Consider the following 19,909-nt stretch of genomic DNA (forward strand, 5'->3'; position numbering starts at 1 on the left):
TTTCAAAAGCAACTTGCTCTGACAATTTTAAAAGTCTATTTTCCATCTCCATTTAAATCTCCTCCTCAAAAGGAGATTTAATTCTGGATTTATGCTTTGTAAAAATCACTTATTGGGAGGACACATCGCCATTTCCTATTTGCCAAGGAGGCGCATCATTATCTGGATAGCATAATTTTAATTCAAACTCTTTTGCTATAGAAAATAGGGGGTATGACATAAATATAAGTATTATAGAAATTCTACTTAAAACTTTTATTAACATTTCAAAATCCCCGAAAAATATTATTTATAAATATAACAGGTTTTTAAATTATTTAATTAAAGCTATAAAAGAAAAATTATGACAGGCATATAGATCTATTTTAAGATATTTATATTTATAAAAAAAGATCAAACAATAAAAAACCCCCTTCTTAAAGGATTAAGAAGGGGGTTTTTTATGGCGGAGAGAGAGGGATTCGAACCCCCGGTAGGCTCACACCTACAACGGTTTTCAAGACCGCCGCCTTAAGCCACTCGGCCATCTCTCCAAATAAAATCTTTTAATTAAAATTACTTTTTAGTAGCAGATTTTTTTGTTGTCTTAGAAGCTACTATTTTTGCTTTAATGCGTGCTTTTTTAGCAGCCTGAGCTTTTTTTCTTTTCATTTTAAAAGTACGACGGTTATCTTTCTTACCCATTTTAATCTCCTCATTTAGGTTGAGAAGGTTGTAACTTCTCTAATACAGAAGCTGACCTGTAACATGTGTATAGGAGCTTCGCAAGTTCTTTTAAAAAAAAATAAGATTAACAAAGAGAATCGATTCTTTCTCTCATTTCTTGCCTATGATCAGAGACTTGCTGTTTTTCAATACTATCAAAAAGAGCCTTAAAATTACCTTCTCCAAAGCTTTCATCACCTTCTCTTTGAATAATTTCATAGAAAAAAGGCCCTGCTGTTTTGTTATTCAATTGAACACACTGCTCTTTCATGAATATTTGAAGAAGATATTTGCCGTTAGATCCGTCTAATAAAATATTGTTTTTTCTAACAATATCATATGGTTCATTTATTTTTTGCAAATTCATTTGTTTCATACGATCAGGTAATAGTTCATAGTATTTATCAGAAGCTTCTAGAAAAACCGTTCCTCTTTCTCTTAGTTTCTCAACAGTTTGAATGATATTTTTAGTGCCAAATGCGATATGCTGAATGCCCGATCCTCTGTTATCTTCTACATAAATTTGAATTTGAGAATTATTAAAATAGGGCGCTAAGGGTTGATTGGTTGCAAATTTAATGCCGCTTTCTTTATCCCACATCACAATACTTTCTAACCCAGAGCCTGTTCCTAATTCTGGTCTATGATGAGTGGTATGAAATTCAATACCCCAATACTGCTCAAAACCCATGCAGTGTCTATAAAACTCTGTTATCGCATGCATGGAACGTCCATTGCATGTAACATGATCTATGCCTAAATCTAAACCAATTTCATTTAATTTTGTTTTAGCATTTTTATTTGTCCATTCAAAACCTGGGGCAAATTGATCAAAATTATTTTCCTCTATAAAACGAAATCCAACATCATCAATTGCTGTAGCGATAGAAGTTTCTCGCCATGAACCATCATGAGGAGATGAATGGCTTTCAATATCGTAAAGAATGGAAGCTTTTCTATCTAATAGAAATTCGGCTGTATTTTTTATATTTTTAACTCTAAAATTTAAATAGGCAATTCCATCGGGATGATTTGTTAAATATCTACCAGCAGTCGATGATTTTTCTATTGGCTCCGTAATTATCCAGCCAAGTTTTCCTGCTCCTAAAAGGACAATTGCACGCATTCCATGACGTTTTTCCCAATTTGATGTTGATTTTGCTATTTCTTCGAAACCAAATTTTTCTTTATGCCAATGAACGCAAGATTTAATATCGCGCGTAAAATATTGAATAGAATGATAACCAATAAGACCAAGTGATTTATTTTCATTTTTCATAGCGGTACCTCCTGATTAAATATCAAGAGATATTGGATCAAATTTTTTTTAAAGTAAAGAATTTGTTTATTTAATGATTTGAAATAATATTTAATTTATTTTTTTATCTTTAATTTCTTTGCTAAAGTGACATGAAACAAGATGTGGATTTTCTGTTGTTCCCAAATTTTTTAAAATAGGAACTTCATTTGTACATATTTCTTTTGCAAAAGGGCATCTTGTATGAAATCGACAACCACTTGGTGGATTGATAGGGCTTGGAATGTCACCTTGCAATACTTGTCGTTCTCTTTTTTCAACAATATTATGTCTTGGAATACTGGATATCAAAGCTTGTGTGTAAGGATGCAAAGGATTTTTATATAAGTTTTCAGATGAAGTATATTCTACTATTTTTCCTAAATACATGACGGCTACATTATCTGAAATATGTTCTATTACAGATAAATCATGTGCGATAAATATATAAGATAATTTATATTTATCACGAAGATCCATCATAAGATTTAATATTTGGCTTTGGATAGAAACATCTAAAGCACTTACAGGTTCATCGCATATAATAATTTTTGGATTTAACGAAAGAGCGCGAGCAATACCTATTCTTTGCCTTTGTCCACCAGAAAACTCATGCGGATATCTATCAATTGATTCGGGGCTTAATCCAACTTCTTTTAATAAAGAAACAATTTTATCAAGACGTTCATTTTTATTTTTATATAAATTATGAATCTCAAAAGGTTCAGATAATATTTCTTTTATAGACATTCTGGGATTAAGGCTTGCAAAAGGATCTTGAAAAACAATTTGAAATTCTTTTCTAAGGGGGCGTAAAGCTTTTTGAGATATATTTGTAATATCTTTTCCTTCAAATATAATACTACCCGATGTCGGTTCGATTAAACGCAGAATTGTCCTTCCAAGAGTACTTTTTCCACATCCCGATTCACCAACGAGACCTAAAGTTTTTCCTTTTTCAAGTGTGAAAGTAACATCATCCACCGCGTGTACTTTTGCTATTTGTTTGCCTAAAATTCCACCATTAATTGGAAAATATTTTACCAAATTATGAATCTGTAAAATATAATCTGTAGACATATTATTTTAAACCTCTTTAATAAAGGAACTTCTTTCAAAACGAATTCGTGGACCATAAACACCATTTGGTGCTTTTTCACCTGCTCCAATTACCATGACAACATAAGCATCTTTTGGAAGTTTAAGTATTTTTTGAATTCTTTTCGCATCAAATCCTTCCATTGGACATGAATCAAAAGAATGCGCCCTTAAAGCTAACATAAGATTTTCTGCTGCAAGTGCACATGTTTTTGTTGCCCATAATACCATATCACTATTTGAAACAGGATTTCGAGGCGTTGGTGTTTTTAATCCTCTAATATATAAAATTGGTTTTTTTATAGTTCCAATAATACTTAAAAACCCTTGAGTATAAGCTAAAGGAACAATTTTTTTATAATAATCTATTGCTGTTTTTGGAACTTTATCTCCTTGGCTTTCGAGCAAGTTCAACATTTTTTTTGCATTTTGTTTCCATGTATTTGTACGAGCAACACACACAATTAATTCAGCAGCTGTGCTTGCTGCTGGCTGGGATAAACATGCTTTAACTAGTTCTTGTTTTTTATCTTTACTTCGCACCCAATAAAACTCCCAAGGCTGCAAGTTAGATGAATTCGGGGCAAGAAGAGCAAGATCTAAACATTCATTCATTATATTTTCAGGAATAGATGTCTTTGTAAAAACTCGTACACTTCTTCTAGAGGTAATAACTTTTTTAAATTCTTCCGAATTTATTTTAGGGTTTGCTTCTTCATAAATTTTAGTTGGAATGGTATTAAAAATATTTTTTGACATAATTTATTATCTCCTAAGCCTTAAAGCATGAGACTTGTTTATCATTTTTTAAAGTTTTTAATTCGGGTTCTTTTATTTTACATTCATCTGAAACTAAAGAACATCTGTCTTGAAAACGACAACCTTTAGGTAAATTTGATAAAGAGGGAACAATTCCAGGAATGGTATTTAATCTGTGTTTTTTTTCACCTAATTTTGGAATTGAATTTAGTAAACCAATTGTATAGGGGTGTTTTGGGTTTTCAAATAATTCTTTTATAGAAGATTTTTCTACAATTTTTCCCGCATACATTACTACAACATCATCACAAGTTTCTGCAACAACACCAAGATCATGTGTAATTAAAATAGTAGACATCCCAGTTTCTTTTTGTAAATTATTCATTAGAGCAAGGATTTGAGCCTGAATTGTTACGTCTAAAGCTGTTGTAGGCTCATCTGCAATTAAAAGTGAAGGTTTACAAGCAAGGGCAATTGCTATCATCACTCTTTGACGCATCCCACCTGATAATTGGTGAGGGTAATCATCAATTCTTTTTTCAGGAGATGGAATTCTTACGAGTTTAAGCATTTCAATTGAAAGATCTCGAGCTTCTTTTCGTGTTGCTCCTTTGTGTAAAGTAAAAACCTCTGCAATTTGATTTCCAATAGTATAAACAGGATTTAAACTTGTCATAGGTTCTTGGAAAATCATTGAAATTTTATTACCGCGAACGGCTCTCATTTCTTTTTCAGATAAAGTCAATAAATTTTTATTTTCAAAAATAATATTTCCAGAAACAATTTTACCGGGAGGATTTGGAATTAATCTCATTAAAGATAAACTGGTTACACTTTTGCCACAACCAGATTCGCCTACAATTCCTAATGTTTTTCCTTTTTTTACAGTAAAGGAACAATTATCAACAGCATTAATTTCGCGTCCTGATACTTTAAAACTTGTTACCAAATTTTCAACTGCCAGAACGGTTTCGTCTTTCACTTTAAAACTCCAAATAGATTTTATATTTTTTTACCCAAGCCTATTTCCCTTAACCTTTGTAACAAAAATTCATTTGCTAAGATAGGGGGGGGGATTTTGCTGATCTTGATGGAGAAACACATTTATCTAAAATATTGAGTTCACAGTTTTCATATGCATGAACAAAAAATGGCAATGAGTATCGTGAAACATTTTTTGCATTAATAGGATTCACAACTCGATGTGTTGTGGAGGGGATGATTTCATTTGTAATTCTTGATAACATATCTCCAGAATCTACGATCATTTGGCCCTTTTGGCTTTGGATTTCAAGCCATTTTCCTTGTCGGGTTAATATTTCAAGCCCACCTTCCGTTGCTTCACAAAGTATCGTAATTAAATTGATATCTTCATGGGCTGCAGCACGAATTGCTCCAGAATTAAATTGATCTCCAGTAACAGGGGGATAATGTAACGCCCTTAAAACAGTATTTCCATCTTTTGCCATATTAGGAAGAGTATTTTTTGGAATTCCTAAATACTCTGAAATAGCAGAAAGCAATACAAGAGATATTTTATCCAGAGAAGAATATAAAGTTGTTAATTTATCTTTAAAATTTGGTAATTCTTTTACAGGCCAAATATTTTTTGCGCTTTTTAATTCAAGATCTTTATTTTCATAATATTCTCTTCCAATATGCCAAAATTCTTTTAGATCACCTTTGTTGTTGTTTTTAGCATGTTCTAAACCAAAACTAACATAACCTCTTTGACCCAATCCACCGTCTTCAATATATTTCGATTTCATATTATTTGGCAATTCAAATAATTGAATAATTTGATCATAACAATCTTCAATTAATTTGTTTGGAACCTCATGGCCTTCAATAATAACAAAACCAAATTCTTGAATTGCTTTGCCAAAAATATTTATAAACTCTTTTTTTTCTTTAAGAGAGCCTTCTGTATATTGTTTTATATTTGTTAATGGAACCTTAGACATAAATATTATTCTCCGATATTATCAAAAATACTTAATAGTTTTTCTACTAAGTCTCTTTTCCTTCTTGCTTTAGGGCCAATTAAAACGAATCCTCTTCGAGCAGCGCCGAAGACTTTTTTAGCGGTGTCTAAAATTTGTTCTTGCGTTATAGATTTAACAATATCAATTTCATCATCTACGGACAAATTAGAGTTCATAAAATAAGAAGATACTTCTCTGTTTAATAAACGTGATGGTGTTTCTTTAATTTGTTTTAAATCAAAACAATATCTAAATTTAATATGCTCTATTTCATCTTTTAGGGGATACTCTGAAATAATTGTTTTTAATTCGCTGGCTAATTTTTCAAGTAAGTCGTTTAATCGATCTTCAGAGACTGTGGCGTCTATACTAAAAGTTCCTATCTCATTGAAAAATTGAGTATCACAACTAATATCATAAACTAATCCATGTTTTTCTCTTATATTTGCTGGCAATCTTGTGCAAATTCCATCATCAAGAATTCTTTGTAAAAAGGTAATTAAAACAATATCTCTTGATAGACCACCAATTGTAGGAAATATCATTTTTACAGCAAATTGATTATCCGGATTATTTTGTAAACATAACGCATTTTGTGGTTTTCTTAATTTAGAAAGAGAGGGTATCGTATTTTCAGCTGTTACTCTATTTGGATTAGATTGTTTTGTGTGATCCCAAAAATGTCCAAAATAAGCTTCAAGAGCTTTAATTGTTTCAATTTCAGAATAAGAAGTATTAATTGTTATTATACAATGTTCTGGTGTATAAAAATTTCTTCTTTTTTCTGATAATTCTTTTTCTGATATTTTTTTGACTACATCTTCGTTACCAATAATAGGATTTCCTAATGGATGATTTGAAAATAATGTAGACATAGATAAAGATTCTGTATCAATACTATCTCCAGATTCATTAAAATCAGAAGCCATTTCTTGTAAAATAACAGAACGTTCTATTTCTAAATCAGCATAATTTGGATGCAAAAAGAAATCAGAAAAACATTCAATTGCTTCAATTGTTCTCTCAGAATCACCTTTTAACCAATAAGTTGTATGTTCTATCCCTGTCATTGCATTTGTTTCACTACCAAAAGACTCCATAGCTTTTGAAAGAGAAAGTGAATTCGGATATTTTTTAGAACCACGAAACATCATATGCTCTAAAAAATGGGATACACCATTATTTTCTTCAGACTCATCCCTTGCACCTGTATTTATATGAATAGATAATTCAAATGAAACGGAATCGGGCGTGTGGCAATATAGTACATGTAACCCATTTTTTAGATTGTGTTTACTTATTGAAAAAAATTTCATTTTAATTCTTTCTATTCAGAACAAAATACGAGATTTCACGAAGTGCTTCTAATGCATGAATTTGTTCCGTATTTAATTTTAATTCTTTTTCTATTTTATGAAGAGCATCTCTTGCTTTTTTTGAATAATTTTCAGCTGCTTTATAAGATTTTTCCAATCCTTCTGTTTCGATAACAAAACTTAAAAGAGTTTCTTTATTTTGCTCTGTAGCTTCACCTGTTTCAATAATAGAATTTACAAGTTCATTTAATTTAATTTTAGAACTGTGTTGCGAGTTTAAAGCATAAATTAGCGGTAATGTAATTTTGCCTTCAAACAAATCGTTTAAAACGGGTTTGCCTAAAAGAGCTTGTTTTCCTTCATAGTCGAGACAATCATCAAATATTTGAAATGCATAACCTAAATTTTTGCCATATTCTGCAAAATAATTTGAAATTTGAGTATTTGTTTCTTTAAGGTAACAAGGCGTTTTTGCACTTGCTTGAAAAAGAACTGCTGTTTTTCCTGCAATAACTCTTTCATATTGATCTATTGTTGTATTTGGTTTCCATAAAAGTTCTAATTGAAAAAGTTCACTTTCACTCATAAATCGAATACATTCAGCAAAATCATCTATCAGCTCTAAACTCTTCGTTTTGACCATGAGTCTGCAGGCTGCTGAATAAATAAGATCACCAGACAAAACCGCAGTTTCATCTCCCCAAACAGAATTAACCGTAGGTTTATTTCTTCTAAGTGTTGAGTTATCTATAACATCATCATGTAATAAACTTGCAGTGTGAATATATTCACATACGGAAGCAATTGGGAATTTATTTTCTCCACTATAACCAATTAATTTAGAGCATAAAAGAAAAATAGCTGGTCTTATTCTTTTTCCACCCGAAGAAAAAATATGTGATAAAACTTGATTTGTAGGTTCATTTGGAGTTAATAAATATTCAACAAGTTTATTTTCTAAAGAGATAAGTTCATCAGATATTGGTTCGTAAAATTTAGGTATCATATTTAATCTTCTTTAATAAAGTTAAAATTATTTAAGTCAATTTATTTAGGCATTCTTTAAAGATGCTTTTTTAATTTTTTGAATCGCTTCAGAGTAATTTTCATAATTAAATACAGCACCACCCGCAACAACAATATCTGTACCCAATTGTTTTAATGTCATAATATTTTCTGCATTTACTCCACCATCTACCATAATTTCAAAATTTAAATTATTTTCTTTTCGAAATTTTGAGAGTTCATGAATTTTTTTATGAACAAGAGGTATGTGTGATTGTCTTGAAAACCCAGGATTAACAGACATAATCGTAACTTGATCAAGAATAGGAAGTAAATATTCAATTGTATTCCAATGTGTTGAAGGATTTAAAGCAATTCCAGCTTTTTTTCCTGCATCTTTTATTTTCATACAAATGCGGTGTGGGTGTAAAGAAACTTCTTGATGAAAAGATAAAACGTCAGCTCCTGCATCTAGATAGTCTTGAAATACTTGATCTGGGTTTGTTACCATAATATGCACATCAATAGTCATTTTTGTTATTTTTCGCATTTGCTCAATAAATGGGACACCAATGGTTAATAGAGGTACAAAGTGACCATCCATTACATCAAAATGAATACTATCTGCGCCACTAGACTCAAGTTTTTTTACTTCTTCTTCCAATTTCATCAGATTAGCAGCTGCAATAGACGGAGAAACTTTAATTTCTTTTTTCATTTTGTAACCTTATTCAATATAAAAATTCTATATAGGATTAACATAAGTGTGTATTAATGTTTTTTCACCTACGTTACTTCTTTCAAATTTAATTTTAAGTCTATAACCTTGAGAACTTTTTTCTATTTCTCGAATGATACCTTCACCAAATACTTTATGATTTACTCTTTGCCCTTTTCTCCAGGTAGGAGTGTCTTCATTTGTGTGATTTGTTTCTTTTTGAAGAAGATCGTCACCTTTGAATATTCGAGGTTTATCTATAAATTTATTTTCAGTATTTATCTTACCGAATTCTTTTTTTATATTTTTATTAATGGCATCAACTTGATCAATAAATTCAAAAGGAATTTCAGAAATAAATCTGCTTTCTTGGGTAGGTAAAAAATCTTTATATCTATTTCTTTTGCAATTTGTAATTGTTAACTTGTTTTTTGCTCTTGTAATAGCAACGTACATTAAGCGACGCTCTTCTTCAATTGCCTCAGGAGAGTCCAGAGAGTTTTGATGTGGAAGAACCCCTTCTTCTAAACCAGCTATGATGATATTTGGAAATTCTAAACCTTTTGCAGAGTGAATTGTCATTAAAGTGATTGCATTTGCAGTACCTTGTTGAACATTAACAACTGTTGGTTCGATAGTAAGCATTGCCTGTTCAATAAAACGAGGTAATTTTTCTAATCCTGTAAAAGGTTTTTCATTTTGTATAAACTCTTCGTCATATTCAAAATTTTCAAATTCAATAATTGCGTTTCTTAACTCAATCACGTTAAGCCATCTTTCATCAAAATCTTCAGGATGTGTTGTTTTCAAATAAGCTTCAAATTTAATATCTGAAATTATATCTGCCAAAGTTTGAGAAGGTTTATTATGTTCATTTATATTATTTCGCCATTTTTGATAGCTCATAATAAATTCTTTTATTCCTGAAATAGATCTAGATATTTCGTTTTCTATGGATCCATATACAATTTCAGTCATTGTTTTTAATAAAGTTTCATTTCTACTTAAAGAAAGGTCTTTTAAATTTTGCAAAGCTTTATCACCAAAACCTCTTCTTGGAGTATTTATTACTTTTTGAAAAGACGCTTCATCTGTTGGATTTATAATTAATTTTAAATAGGCAAGAAGAATTTTAATTTCGGCTCGTTCATAAAAACGAACAGAACCATAAATAATATATGGCATCATACGTCTTCTTAATTCGTCTTCTAAAGAACGGCTTTGCGCATTTGTTCTATATAAAATACAAAAATCGGAAAATTTTTCATCATTTTGTATGGCTGAATATATTTCATTGGCAATAAAACGAGATTCAGAATAAGAATCATCACAGGATTTAAACTTAATTTTTGAACCATTTGTTTTTTGAGTAAAAATAGATTTATCAGCTCTTTTATAATTATTTTTAATTACTCCTGTAGCAGCGCCAATAATGGTATTTGAACTTCTATAATTTTCTTCTAGTTTATAAACTTTAGTATTTTCATTTTCTTTATCAAAATTTAAAATAAAAGAAGGTTCAGCTCCTCGCCAGGAATAAATACTTTGGTCATCGTCACCAACAATAAATAAATTTTTAGTTTTCGAACTTAAAATACGAATTAATTTAAATTGAATTGGATTTGTGTCTTGAAATTCGTCTATTAAAAAGTAACGAAAGCGATTTTGTAATGAAGCAAGGACATTTGGGTTGTTTTCTAATAATTTATACATAATTAATAATAAATCATTAAAGTCCATTGCATTTTGTTGTTTCATTTGTCTTTGGTATAGTTCATAAACTCTTTGAATAAGTTCAGGATCGTAATGTTCACCAAAATTTCTTAGCTGGCTTCTTTCTTCTTTTATAGTATAATCTTTATTATTTTTTATTTCTTGTAAATATTCTTCAGGAGTATGTCCCTGATTTTTAATTTTATCAATTTTAGATTTAACAGTATTTAAAGATAATAGTTTGTCTGGAACATTTAATTGTTTTAAAATATCTTTTAATAAACTTTTTTGATCATTATCGTCATATATTGTAAAACCTGGTTGATAACCTGCTTCATGAGAATAAATTCGAAGAAATCTTGCGCAAAATGCGTGAAAGGTAGAGACAATAATATTTTTTGATTTTTGTCCACCAATATAACTTTCAATTCTTTCTTTCATTTCTTTGGCGGCTTTATTGGTAAACGTTACTGCTAAAATGGAAGAAGGCGGAACGCCTTGCTCAGTTATTAACCAGCCAATTCTTGAGCAAATTACTCTTGTTTTTCCGCTACCAGCTCCAGCATAAACAACTGCAGGGCCATCTTTGTGTGTGCATGCATCATATTGGGCTTTGTTTAAAAGAGTGAGATCAGGAGTCCCTGTTTGATTATGCATAATTGAAATTATCCTTTTATAAATGCAGAGTAAGATGTTACTTTATTTTTTTTTCTTTTTAGATTTTTTCTTTTTACGTTTTGGCGTAACATTTTTATTACTCTCATTTTTGCTATTAATATTTTTTCTTTTTAGATTTTTAATAGCTGCTAGACCAGAAGAACCAATAGCTAATCTTCTTATTTTTTTTAAATATTGTTCCTCTAAAGCGGCTGCTCTCGATTTATGAAGTAAATTAGAATAGAGAGGATTGTTTTCAATATTTGAAGTTAAAAACACATGCTGATGTTCTTGATCAAATCCTTTTTTCTTAAAAAATTGAACTGCTCTATTATTACTAGGGTCAGTGTCTGCCATTATAATGCGAACACCTTCATTTTCTACAAAGGCTTCAACAACTTTATCAATAAGTTTGCTAGCCACACCTTCTCTTTGCCAATTTGGATGTGCGCATAACCAAACAATATATCCGTAGCTCCAAGCTGTTCCGGGCTTAGACATGACCGTTCCTAAAACAAAACCTACAATACGTTCATCTTCAGGATCTTCACCTTTTTGAAAGTCATCATTTTCAGCTACAAGGCAATAATCACCATCTGTATTAAACATACTTGTGACTTCATATTCATCCCAGCCTCTGTATAACATTGGCCATAAATCAGCTCTAAAGCATGTTTCACCTAAATTATAAGCTTCAGCTAAATCTTGGATTTCCATTTCGCGAATAGAAAAGCTACGTTTAGAATCAAGATTTTTCTTTTCTTCCTTACTTTCTTCTTTTTCTCTTTTTTCTTTCACTGTCATAAAAACCCTTTTTTAACTAAATAAGCCTATTTAGCTATAACGTAAGGAGAGCAAAACACAAAATTTGGTCCCATTTCAATGTTAATTTTACCATCATTTGAATTAAGGAGATCACCGTCTAACGAATAAAGAGTGCTATCATTGCAAGTTAATATAGCTTTTTTAAATTTTACAGAATGAACTTTAGAAAAATTGTAAATATCTCCCCCTAAAAAAGCTTTTACAGCTCCTTTAATAAGTTTTCTCCCTTTTTCGGAAATAGCTATCATTTCAGCAAAATTATCGCCTAATTCAACCCTTTTAAAAAAATGTGAAGTAAGTGGAAGTTTTTGAACAGTTGAAGCAAATACTAAACTAAATTCATCTGGTGTGTTATGAAGTTTATGAATAGACTGCCAAATTGGAGAAGGTGCTGTTTCTATTTTCATATTTTGCTGTTTAACTAAACGCGGAAATTCGCCATTTAATTTACCTTTAAAAAGGCCGTCAGCAATATATCCAGCCATTTTTAGAGCAGCTCCAAATGAGTTTGTTTTATCTTTATAAAACTCTTCAAGAAATGCTGTGGCTATTCCATTTGCGAAGATAAATCCAATTCGCCCATTGACATACAATGTACTCAGAATAGCTTCATTCATGATTTGTTTTTTGTTGATGAGTTTTAAGGTATCTTCTAGGCAAGTCAGAGCTTCTGTTTTTATGCCTAAATTTTTAGCTAAAAAATTGATTGTTCCGCCTTTTAGGAGAAGAATTTTTGGAAGATTATTAGGCCCATAGGCTTTTAAAATGGCTGAAAGAGTTAAACTAATGCTTCCATCACCGCCAACAATCCCAACAAGATTTATTTTTCTTGCACTAAATTCTTGGCAAACTTGATTTAGTTGCTCAATAGAACGAGTGACTTCAAGTTGCCCATAATTGGCCAAAGTATACCAGAGGCGCGTATTGTACTCAGGATTATGTTTGATAATTTTTGCAAAAGGGTTGGAAATGATTCCGACTCTGAGCATTGTGGATTCCTTTTCAGGGAGTAAGCCCTATGACTCGTAAGAAAGAGATTGTGATAACTGATGAAGAAAAGCAAACAGATGATTCAAATAAAACAAATAAAAAATCTTTTGTTCGAGTTTCTGGACAGAGCAAACAGAAATTAAAAAACAACCATATAAAAACAAATCTGAACTCCAAATCAAAAAAAACGGATCTGCTTGATGCAGAAGTTTTAGATGAAGATGATTATACAGAAGAATCTTCAAAAGAACGACAAGATATAATAGATATTGATAATTATAAAGACTCTGAAACCGAAGTTATTTTAGACGACGGTGATATACTTCCCGCCCTTCGTGAAGAAGAGACCGATGATGATGACGATGTAGACCTTGATGATACTATTGAAATTGGTGGTAAAGAAAATGGTTTAATAACTACAAACGCTTTACAAAAATATCTTGCTGAACTTCGTAAATATTCCTTAATGACAAGAGAGCAAGAAAAAGAAGTCGCAATAAAAGCTTATGAAGAGCATGATATTGAATCAAGAAATCGTCTTGTGACCTCTAATTTAAGACTTGTAGTGAAAATAGCTATGGAATATAGAAGAGCTTATTCACAAATATTAGATTTAATACAAGAAGGTAATGCAGGATTAGTTCAAGCTGTTAATCGTTTTAATCCATATAGAGGTGTTAAGTTATCAACATATAGTGCATGGTGGATAAGAGCTTATATTTTAAAATTTTTAATGGACAATAAAAGTCTTGTAAGAATGGGTACTACCGATGCTCAAAGAAAATTATTTTTCAGACTTAGAGGAGAAGCTGAAAAATTATATGCTTTAACTCAGAAATTTGATGCTAATTTGTTGGCTGAAAAAATAGGTGTACAACCACAAGATGTTGTTGAAATGCAACAACGTTTAACTAAAAATGATGTTTCCTTAGATACCCCTGTTGGAGAAGATAATGATACAAGACAGGTTGATTTATTATTTTCAGATTCCGAAGAAGCTGATGTTACCTATGAAAAAGAGCAGCTATTAAAAATATTGCGAAAAGAAGTTTCATTTATTGAAAAAGAATTAAATGAAAGAGATGCTTATATTTTTCATAATAGAATTATGTCTGACGACCCTATTACTCTTCAAGATGTTGGAGATAAATATGGAATTACTCGAGAAAGAGCAAGGCAGCTTGAAGCACGAGTTATAAAGAAAATTAAAGATAGAATTATTGCAGCAGGAATAAATCGGTGAAAATAATTTTTATTTATATTTTTGTTATTTTTAATTTTTTAATTATTTCAAAAGCATCTGCAAATAAAAATCAAAAAATTGTTTCACTAGCACCGAATCTCACAGAAATTGTATATGCACTAGGTCTTGGCAATCAATTGGTTGGAAATACAATTTTATGTGATTATCCAGAACAAGCGAAAAAAGTATATAAAGTTGGTAATTTTAATAATCCAAATATGGAAAGAATCATTTCTTCAGGAACAAATATTGTATTAGCTACTGAAGGTAATCCAATGGAAAAATTAAATTCTTTAAAAACAAAAGGAATCAAAATAGTCCAAGTTAAACCTCAAAAAGCTACCGATATACCAATAATAATTCAAACTATTGCAAATAACCTAGGAGTTTCAGAAAGAGGAAAAGAGCTATCTGGTAGTATTGAAAAGGCTTTGCAAAAAATTTCAAATGGTAAGAAAAAAAATAAATCTTTTTTACTCATATTACAATTTAATCCTATTTATTCCATTAGTGAAGAAACTTGGTTAGGAGAATTATTTAAACTATCGGGACTTAAAAATATTGTAGGAAAAAGCGTAATCAAGTATCCTGTTATTTCAAATGAATTTTTATTAAAAAATAGACCCGATTTAATCTTGGTTGGAGCTGTTGAAGGTAAAAGTAAACAGGAAAGTTTAGAAATACAAAAACAAAAAATCCAACAAATTTATGGAGAAGAAACCAAAAAAATTGATACAGAAATATTACCTAAAGATGTCTTAGTAAGACCAGGGCCTCGAATTGTTGAAGGAATTCATTTTATAGAAAGTATATAACATTGAAAAAAAATTTTTCATTTAAAATTTTTATAATCTATATTTTAATTTTTTTGGTTTCTTCATTTTTAAGTATCAATTTTGGTTCAACAGACATAAATATTTTTAGTTCACATTTAATTCAAACTAATAATGATTTATACTTTAAAATTCTTGAATTGAGAATAAATGGTTTATTACAAGCTGCAATTATAGGCGCTATTTTAGCTTTGTGCGGATATATTCTACAAAAACTATTAAGAAATCCTTTAGCAGATCCTTTTATTTTAGGAATATCATCTGGTGGTTCTTGTTTTGCTTCTTTGTTTTTTATTTTTAACTCTCTCCCAATAATTTCAAGTCTTCCTTTAACAATTCTTTTTCCAATACAATCTATATTTGCATTTATTGGATGTATGTTTTCATTTATAATTTTAATTTTAGCTAGAAAAAATATAAAAAATTTAAATGATGATTATATTTTCCCAGTAATCGGAATTATTATAAATTCATTTTTTTCTTCTATATTAATGTTGATATTTTCTCTTGCAAAACCAGAGCAATTATCAGAAATTCATAATTTTTTAATGGGATCTTTGCAGCCGATATCAATTTATCCTTTATTATTTATAGTTACTTTATCTATTTACCCAATTTACTATATTTTAAAAAAATCAAAATTTTATGATTATATGTTATTTGGAGATGATTTTGCAAAATCAATGGGAATTAATCCTGTAAAATTAAGAAATAGCTCAATATTAATGATTTGTATTCTTATTTCTTTGGCAGTGTCAACTTCTGGAATTATTGCTTTTATTGGTTTAATTATTCCACATATCATTAGAAAAATTCATAGATTTTCATCCCATTTTGAAATCATTATTTGTATGATTTTAGGTGCTATTGTTCTAGTAAATGCAGATACTTTATCAAGATCTTTATTTTCTCCAGCACAATTATCAGTAGGCATTTTTACAGCAATTTTAGGAGCTCCTATGCTTTCTTTTATTCTTTTAAAGAGGCATAAAATATGACTCCTATTTTCTTAAAGTCATTAGATCTTGCTTATGCTGTAAAAAGCGGTAAAATATTATTTCGAAACGTTAGTTTTGAGTATACTGGCGGAGATATTATCTGTTTGCTTGGCAATAATGGTGCTGGTAAAAGTACTTTGTTAAAGGTTTGCGCAGGTTTATTGGAGCCAAGTTGTGGTCAAATCTCTTTATTAAAATCTCAGGATGATTCATTAAAAAGTCATAAAAAAGTGAAATCAATCTCTTGGTTGCCGCAACAACTTATTCGACCTGAAAATTTTAACGTTATTGAGTTTATATCATTGAGTAATTTTATAAATAGGAATACGAGTTATTTATCAAATGACCTTTCTATTGACTATGATAACATTTTAAGAGATTTTGATTTAATGCACTTAAAAAATACGGAATTGGTTGATTTAAGTGGCGGTGAGTGGAAAAGAGTACAATTGGCCAGAATTTGGGCTAGTAAGGCAAAAGTACTTTTTTTAGATGAGCCTGAAAGTGATTTAGACGCAAGACACAAGCATGACTTAATTTATAAATGTAAATTATACGCTCGTGAAAATCAATCAATCATTTTTATCACTTCACACGACTTATTTTTTGCTAAAGAGATTGCAAATAAAATATGTGCATTAAGTGATGGATTATGGGTTTGGAATTCGGATTCTAATTTTTTTTGGAGGTCAAATATCGCACAAAAATTATATGGAATTCGAAGCTCATTAGAATAAAAAATATTTTTATTCTCAAATCCAATTATTGAAAGGAATTTTTAGTGAATGAAAATAATTTAAATAAAAAGAATGATATTATTGATGCTGAATTTGTTAATGAAGAAAGTACTCTTACTAATAATTCAAATTCTAATTTGAATGAGAATCAAAGTAATAGTATAAAAAAAGTGAATGAATATCATTTTTCAGATCAAGAGTTTTATTCTTCTGAAAGTCAACAACAAAAATTTAAATCTTTCTATTATTCCTTTGGAAACAATTCTAATATCAAATTAAAAAAGCCATCTATTTTAAAAATTATATTATTACTTCCCTTTATAATATTAGGACTTTTATTTCTATTAATAATAGGTTTAATTATGTTTGTCATTTTTTTGCCAAAAATTTTCAATATATTTAGAAAAAAAGGAATTTCTGGTTTGAAAATGGATTATAATTTAATTAGAGGGCTATTTAGTCAAATCAGAACAAAGTAAATATGCTTTAATTTCACCTTTACTATTATGGGTGCCATGATGCCGGTAAATGCTCCAGAGTTTCCTCCAGAGTTTAAGTGGATAAATTCGGAATCTTCTTTAAGCCTTGAACATTTTAAAGGACATCCTATTTTATTACACTTTTGGACTTTTTGTAGTGTAAACTGTCTAGAAGTATTAGCTGAATTAAAAAAATTAGAAGATGAATTTAGTAAAAAAGGATTGGTCGTTATTGGGGTTCAAAATGCTAAATTCTTTCATGAACAAGATTATAATAATGTAAAAGAAGCCTGCCATAGATTAAATATAAATCACCCTGTTATTGTTGATGAAGACATGCAAATATCAAAAAAGTTTGCTATTCGAAGTTGGCCTACTTTTGTAATAATTGATTGTGAAGGAAAAATATTTAATTCAACAACAGGTGAAAATAAATATGAGTTTTTAAAGGAACAAATTTCATCATTAATTTTAAATAAAAATTTACCTCAAGTCCAATTAAGTAATTGGGGAACAATAGACGATAAATTTAATTTTAGATATCCTACAAAAGCAGTAGCTACAGAAATAAATTCAAACGTATTTTATTTTATTTCAGATACGTTTAATAACAGAATTGTTCAATTAAATCATGAAGGAAAATTTGTAACTTCTTTTGGTGAAGGCATTCTTTCTTCGCCATTAGGTTGTTGTATTTGGAAAGAAGAGCTCATTGTTTGTGATTCAGGACATCATCGGGTTATTGCATTTGATTTAGAAGGAAAGCCTCAAAGAAAATATAGAGTTCTTGCTGGTAAAGGTGAAAAAGGTTTATTCGAAGCGCGTTCAGAATATGATGCAAAACTAGCTCCGTTAAATTGTCCTGCTGATGTTTGTGTATGGGGAAATCATCTGGCCATTTCATGCTCTGGGAGCAATCAAATAGTACAATACATAGTTAAAGATGATTCTGTTTCACATATTGCTGGTTCAGGACGAGAAGATCTTTTAGATGGGCCCGCTTCGTTTGCTGCTCTGGCAGAACCTTCCGGTGTTTCTGCTGTTTCTGATACTGTTCTTGCTTTTACAGATAGTGAGACTAGCTCTATTCGACTTATTATTAAAAATTGGAATGAAACAGGAAAAACGATGATAGTGAGTCTTGTTGGTGGGGGGCTTTTTGATTTTGGTTTTTCAGATGGCCTTGGCGCAGAAGCAAAAATGCAGCATCCTTTAAGTTGTGCTTGGAGCCCTAAATCACAAAACTTATATATATTAGATTCCTATAATAATGCGATGAGAATTTATTCTGTAGGCAAGGATTATTTAGGCACAGTTCCTTTATCTGAAAGTTTAAATGAACCATCTGGTATTACTTGGTTCAATGGAAATTTAATCATAACGGATACAAACTCTCATCGTATCCTAATCATTCATGAGAATGAGATATCACAAAAAGAAGATATAGATTCTTTAAATGTAACATTAGTAAAACAAATATTTGAAGGTCCATTTGCAAGAATAGCAGACTATCCAAAAAATAATTTAAATGTAAATTTAGTATAAAATGTTATTCTATAATTCTAATTGTTATTTAAATATCTTATAATTGCCTTGAATAATTTATAAAAAAAATATAAAATAATGAATGATTTTATTTCTTATTCCTTGAATAAGTTTTTACTATCTCAGATAAAGGAACAGGTTTATGTCTGCATATAAAAAAATATTAATATGTACTGATTTTTCAGAAGCGAGTATCAAGTCTTTTCAAAAAGCAATTCCTCTTTCTAGCGCATTTAATGCGGAAGTACATATCTGCCATGCCGTAAGTCCTGTGGCATCTATTCCTGTTCATGGTTACTACTATCCTGTAAATATCGATCTTGAAAAAGAAGCCATTCAAGATGCAGAGCAAAAAATGAATAAACTTGTTGCTGATTTAAATGTAGAAAAGCAAAATATTCACGTTTTTTTTGCTGATCCTAAAGAGGGTATTGTTGCTTTTGCTAAAGAATTAAATATTGATTTAGTTATTATTGCTGGCCATCACCATTCCTTTATTGGAATGCTAGGTTCAACAGCAAATTACATTGCAAATAAAATTCATTGTGATGTTTTAATTTTAAATTAAATATTATTTTTCATTTATTAAAGTATAAATATAAGAGTCAAAATAATTTCCATTTTTTAAAAGATGTTTTTTTATTATTCCTTCTCTTTGCATCCCAATCTTTTCCAGTAATTTAAAACTAAATATATTTTGTGTAGCACAATAAGCTAAAATTTTTTCTATTTTATAGTTTTTATTTGTAAATGATATTAAAGCAGTTGCTGCTTCATATGCGTATCCTTTTCCCCACCTTGTTTCCCCTAATACAAAACCAAGTTCATATTGATTTGGTAATTTAGGATTTTTAGGAAGGAGTCCAATAGTTCCTATAATTTTTTCGGATTCAGAAGTGTCCTCCCAATAAGTGCATTTTACAAACACAATGAATGGAATTAAATTTTTTATAGAGAGTGGTTTTTGATTTTGTTGATAGTATCAAGATAATTCCAAGGTAACCAA

Annotated in this window: 21 protein-coding genes and 1 tRNA gene; 7 read left to right on the plus strand and 15 right to left on the minus strand. The window is 30.0% G+C overall.

Annotation, left to right across the window (positions count from 1 at the left end):
• Window positions 1-109: 109 nt before the first annotated feature.
• The 14 genes from ACIQ56_RS05430 to ACIQ56_RS05495 all read right to left on the minus strand — a co-directional run bounded on the left by ACIQ56_RS05430 (window position 110) and on the right by ACIQ56_RS05495 (window position 13,067).
• Entirely contained in the window at window positions 110-265 is a 156-nt protein-coding gene (locus ACIQ56_RS05430) for a hypothetical protein (protein WP_397600056.1), read from the minus strand.
• A gap of 178 nt (window positions 266-443) precedes the next feature.
• A tRNA-Ser gene (locus ACIQ56_RS05435) sits at window positions 444-533 on the minus strand.
• A 22-nt stretch (window positions 534-555) separates the two neighbouring features.
• A complete protein-coding gene (locus tag ACIQ56_RS05440) occupies window positions 556-684 on the minus strand; it encodes a hypothetical protein (protein ID WP_272914816.1) in 129 nt (42 codons plus the stop codon).
• Between the two features lie 106 nt (window positions 685-790).
• Window positions 791-1,984 (minus strand): 4-hydroxyphenylpyruvate dioxygenase family protein, encoded by a 1,194-nt coding sequence (locus ACIQ56_RS05445; protein ID WP_397600057.1) that lies wholly within the window; start codon window positions 1,982-1,984, stop codon window positions 791-793.
• 90 nt (window positions 1,985-2,074) lie between these two features.
• Entirely contained in the window at window positions 2,075-3,082 is a 1,008-nt protein-coding gene (locus tag ACIQ56_RS05450; RefSeq protein WP_397600058.1) for an ABC transporter ATP-binding protein, read from the minus strand.
• Window positions 3,083-3,088: 6 nt separating this feature from the next.
• Window positions 3,089-3,859, minus strand: a complete 771-nt coding sequence (locus tag ACIQ56_RS05455) for a nitroreductase family protein (protein WP_397600059.1) — start codon at window positions 3,857-3,859, stop codon at window positions 3,089-3,091.
• Between the two features lie 13 nt (window positions 3,860-3,872).
• Complete coding sequence (locus tag ACIQ56_RS05460; protein WP_397600060.1) at window positions 3,873-4,841, minus strand: ABC transporter ATP-binding protein; 969 nt, start codon at window positions 4,839-4,841, stop codon at window positions 3,873-3,875.
• A gap of 76 nt (window positions 4,842-4,917) precedes the next feature.
• Window positions 4,918-5,823 carry an isopenicillin N synthase family dioxygenase gene (locus tag ACIQ56_RS05465; RefSeq protein WP_397600061.1) on the minus strand — a complete coding sequence of 302 codons (906 nt, stop codon included), beginning with the start codon at window positions 5,821-5,823 and terminating at the stop codon, window positions 4,918-4,920.
• Window positions 5,824-5,828: 5 nt separating this feature from the next.
• Entirely contained in the window at window positions 5,829-7,160 is a 1,332-nt protein-coding gene (locus ACIQ56_RS05470) for a M16 family metallopeptidase (RefSeq protein ID WP_397600062.1), read from the minus strand.
• Window position 7,161: 1 nt separating this feature from the next.
• Window positions 7,162-8,166, minus strand: a complete 1,005-nt coding sequence (locus ACIQ56_RS05475; protein WP_397600063.1) for a polyprenyl synthetase family protein — start codon at window positions 8,164-8,166, stop codon at window positions 7,162-7,164.
• A gap of 45 nt (window positions 8,167-8,211) precedes the next feature.
• A complete protein-coding gene (gene rpe / locus ACIQ56_RS05480) occupies window positions 8,212-8,883 on the minus strand; it encodes a ribulose-phosphate 3-epimerase (protein WP_397600064.1) in 672 nt (223 codons plus the stop codon).
• A gap of 27 nt (window positions 8,884-8,910) precedes the next feature.
• A complete protein-coding gene (locus ACIQ56_RS05485; protein ID WP_397600065.1) occupies window positions 8,911-11,253 on the minus strand; it encodes an ATP-dependent helicase in 2,343 nt (780 codons plus the stop codon).
• Between the two features lie 42 nt (window positions 11,254-11,295).
• A complete protein-coding gene (locus ACIQ56_RS05490; RefSeq protein ID WP_397600066.1) occupies window positions 11,296-12,057 on the minus strand; it encodes a GNAT family N-acetyltransferase in 762 nt (253 codons plus the stop codon).
• 26 nt (window positions 12,058-12,083) lie between these two features.
• On the minus strand, window positions 12,084-13,067 hold the full coding sequence (locus ACIQ56_RS05495; RefSeq protein WP_397600067.1) for a diacylglycerol/lipid kinase family protein: 984 nt from the start codon (window positions 13,065-13,067) through the stop codon (window positions 12,084-12,086).
• Between the two features lie 29 nt (window positions 13,068-13,096).
• On the opposite strand from ACIQ56_RS05495, the gene ACIQ56_RS05500 reads away from it, so the two are divergent.
• The 7 genes from ACIQ56_RS05500 to ACIQ56_RS05530 all read left to right on the plus strand — a co-directional run bounded on the left by ACIQ56_RS05500 (window position 13,097) and on the right by ACIQ56_RS05530 (window position 19,471).
• A complete protein-coding gene (locus ACIQ56_RS05500; protein ID WP_397600068.1) occupies window positions 13,097-14,311 on the plus strand; it encodes an RNA polymerase factor sigma-32 in 1,215 nt (404 codons plus the stop codon).
• Window positions 14,308-15,126, plus strand: a complete 819-nt coding sequence (locus ACIQ56_RS05505; RefSeq protein WP_397600069.1) for a helical backbone metal receptor — start codon at window positions 14,308-14,310, stop codon at window positions 15,124-15,126. The genes ACIQ56_RS05500 and ACIQ56_RS05505 overlap by 4 nt, the downstream gene beginning before the upstream one ends.
• Window positions 15,127-15,128: 2 nt before the next feature.
• Window positions 15,129-16,142 (plus strand): FecCD family ABC transporter permease, encoded by a 1,014-nt coding sequence (locus ACIQ56_RS05510; RefSeq protein WP_397600070.1) that lies wholly within the window; start codon window positions 15,129-15,131, stop codon window positions 16,140-16,142.
• Window positions 16,139-16,879: an ATP-binding cassette domain-containing protein gene (locus ACIQ56_RS05515; protein WP_397600071.1), complete on the plus strand. Its 741-nt coding sequence runs from the start codon at window positions 16,139-16,141 to the stop codon at window positions 16,877-16,879. Before ACIQ56_RS05510 ends, ACIQ56_RS05515 begins: the two co-directional genes overlap by 4 nt.
• Before the next feature lie 44 nt (window positions 16,880-16,923).
• Entirely contained in the window at window positions 16,924-17,358 is a 435-nt protein-coding gene (locus tag ACIQ56_RS05520) for a hypothetical protein (RefSeq protein WP_397600072.1), read from the plus strand.
• A gap of 39 nt (window positions 17,359-17,397) precedes the next feature.
• The gene (locus tag ACIQ56_RS05525; RefSeq protein WP_397600073.1) at window positions 17,398-18,903 is read left to right on the plus strand and encodes a redoxin family protein; all 1,506 of its coding nucleotides are present in this window, start codon (window positions 17,398-17,400) and stop codon (window positions 18,901-18,903) included.
• 142 nt (window positions 18,904-19,045) lie between these two features.
• Window positions 19,046-19,471 carry a universal stress protein gene (locus ACIQ56_RS05530; RefSeq protein ID WP_397600074.1) on the plus strand — a complete coding sequence of 142 codons (426 nt, stop codon included), beginning with the start codon at window positions 19,046-19,048 and terminating at the stop codon, window positions 19,469-19,471.
• A gap of 3 nt (window positions 19,472-19,474) precedes the next feature.
• Here ACIQ56_RS05530 and ACIQ56_RS05535 read toward each other — a convergent pair whose 3' ends face one another.
• Window positions 19,475-19,831, minus strand: a complete 357-nt coding sequence (locus ACIQ56_RS05535; protein ID WP_397600075.1) for a GNAT family N-acetyltransferase — start codon at window positions 19,829-19,831, stop codon at window positions 19,475-19,477.
• Window positions 19,832-19,909 lie beyond the last annotated feature (78 nt).

Source organism: Silvanigrella sp. (assembly GCF_044369315.1).
Lineage (GTDB): Bacteria > Bdellovibrionota_B > Oligoflexia > Silvanigrellales > Silvanigrellaceae > Silvanigrella.

Bases quoted from the DNA above. Each gene is read 5' to 3' on its own strand.
- ACIQ56_RS05430 (WP_397600056.1), bottom strand. From the start codon at position 265: ATGTTAATAAAAGTTTTAAGTAGAATTTCTATAATACTTATATTTATG.
- ACIQ56_RS05440 (WP_272914816.1), bottom strand. From the start codon at position 684: ATGGGTAAGAAAGATAACCGTCGTACTTTTAAAATGAAAAGAAAAAAA.
- ACIQ56_RS05445 (WP_397600057.1), bottom strand. From the start codon at position 1,984: ATGAAAAATGAAAATAAATCACTTGGTCTTATTGGTTATCATTCTATT.
- ACIQ56_RS05450 (WP_397600058.1), bottom strand. From the start codon at position 3,082: ATGTCTACAGATTATATTTTACAGATTCATAATTTGGTAAAATATTTT.
- ACIQ56_RS05455 (WP_397600059.1), bottom strand. From the start codon at position 3,859: ATGTCAAAAAATATTTTTAATACCATTCCAACTAAAATTTATGAAGAA.
- ACIQ56_RS05465 (WP_397600061.1), bottom strand. From the start codon at position 5,823: ATGTCTAAGGTTCCATTAACAAATATAAAACAATATACAGAAGGCTCT.
- ACIQ56_RS05470 (WP_397600062.1), bottom strand. From the start codon at position 7,160: ATGAAATTTTTTTCAATAAGTAAACACAATCTAAAAAATGGGTTACAT.
- ACIQ56_RS05475 (WP_397600063.1), bottom strand. From the start codon at position 8,166: ATGATACCTAAATTTTACGAACCAATATCTGATGAACTTATCTCTTTA.
- rpe (WP_397600064.1), bottom strand. From the start codon at position 8,883: ATGAAAAAAGAAATTAAAGTTTCTCCGTCTATTGCAGCTGCTAATCTG.
- ACIQ56_RS05485 (WP_397600065.1), bottom strand. From the start codon at position 11,253: ATGCATAATCAAACAGGGACTCCTGATCTCACTCTTTTAAACAAAGCC.
- ACIQ56_RS05490 (WP_397600066.1), bottom strand. From the start codon at position 12,057: ATGACAGTGAAAGAAAAAAGAGAAAAAGAAGAAAGTAAGGAAGAAAAG.
- ACIQ56_RS05495 (WP_397600067.1), bottom strand. From the start codon at position 13,067: ATGCTCAGAGTCGGAATCATTTCCAACCCTTTTGCAAAAATTATCAAA.
- ACIQ56_RS05500 (WP_397600068.1), top strand. From the start codon at position 13,097: ATGACTCGTAAGAAAGAGATTGTGATAACTGATGAAGAAAAGCAAACA.
- ACIQ56_RS05515 (WP_397600071.1), top strand. From the start codon at position 16,139: ATGACTCCTATTTTCTTAAAGTCATTAGATCTTGCTTATGCTGTAAAA.
- ACIQ56_RS05525 (WP_397600073.1), top strand. From the start codon at position 17,398: ATGCCGGTAAATGCTCCAGAGTTTCCTCCAGAGTTTAAGTGGATAAAT.
- ACIQ56_RS05530 (WP_397600074.1), top strand. From the start codon at position 19,046: ATGTCTGCATATAAAAAAATATTAATATGTACTGATTTTTCAGAAGCG.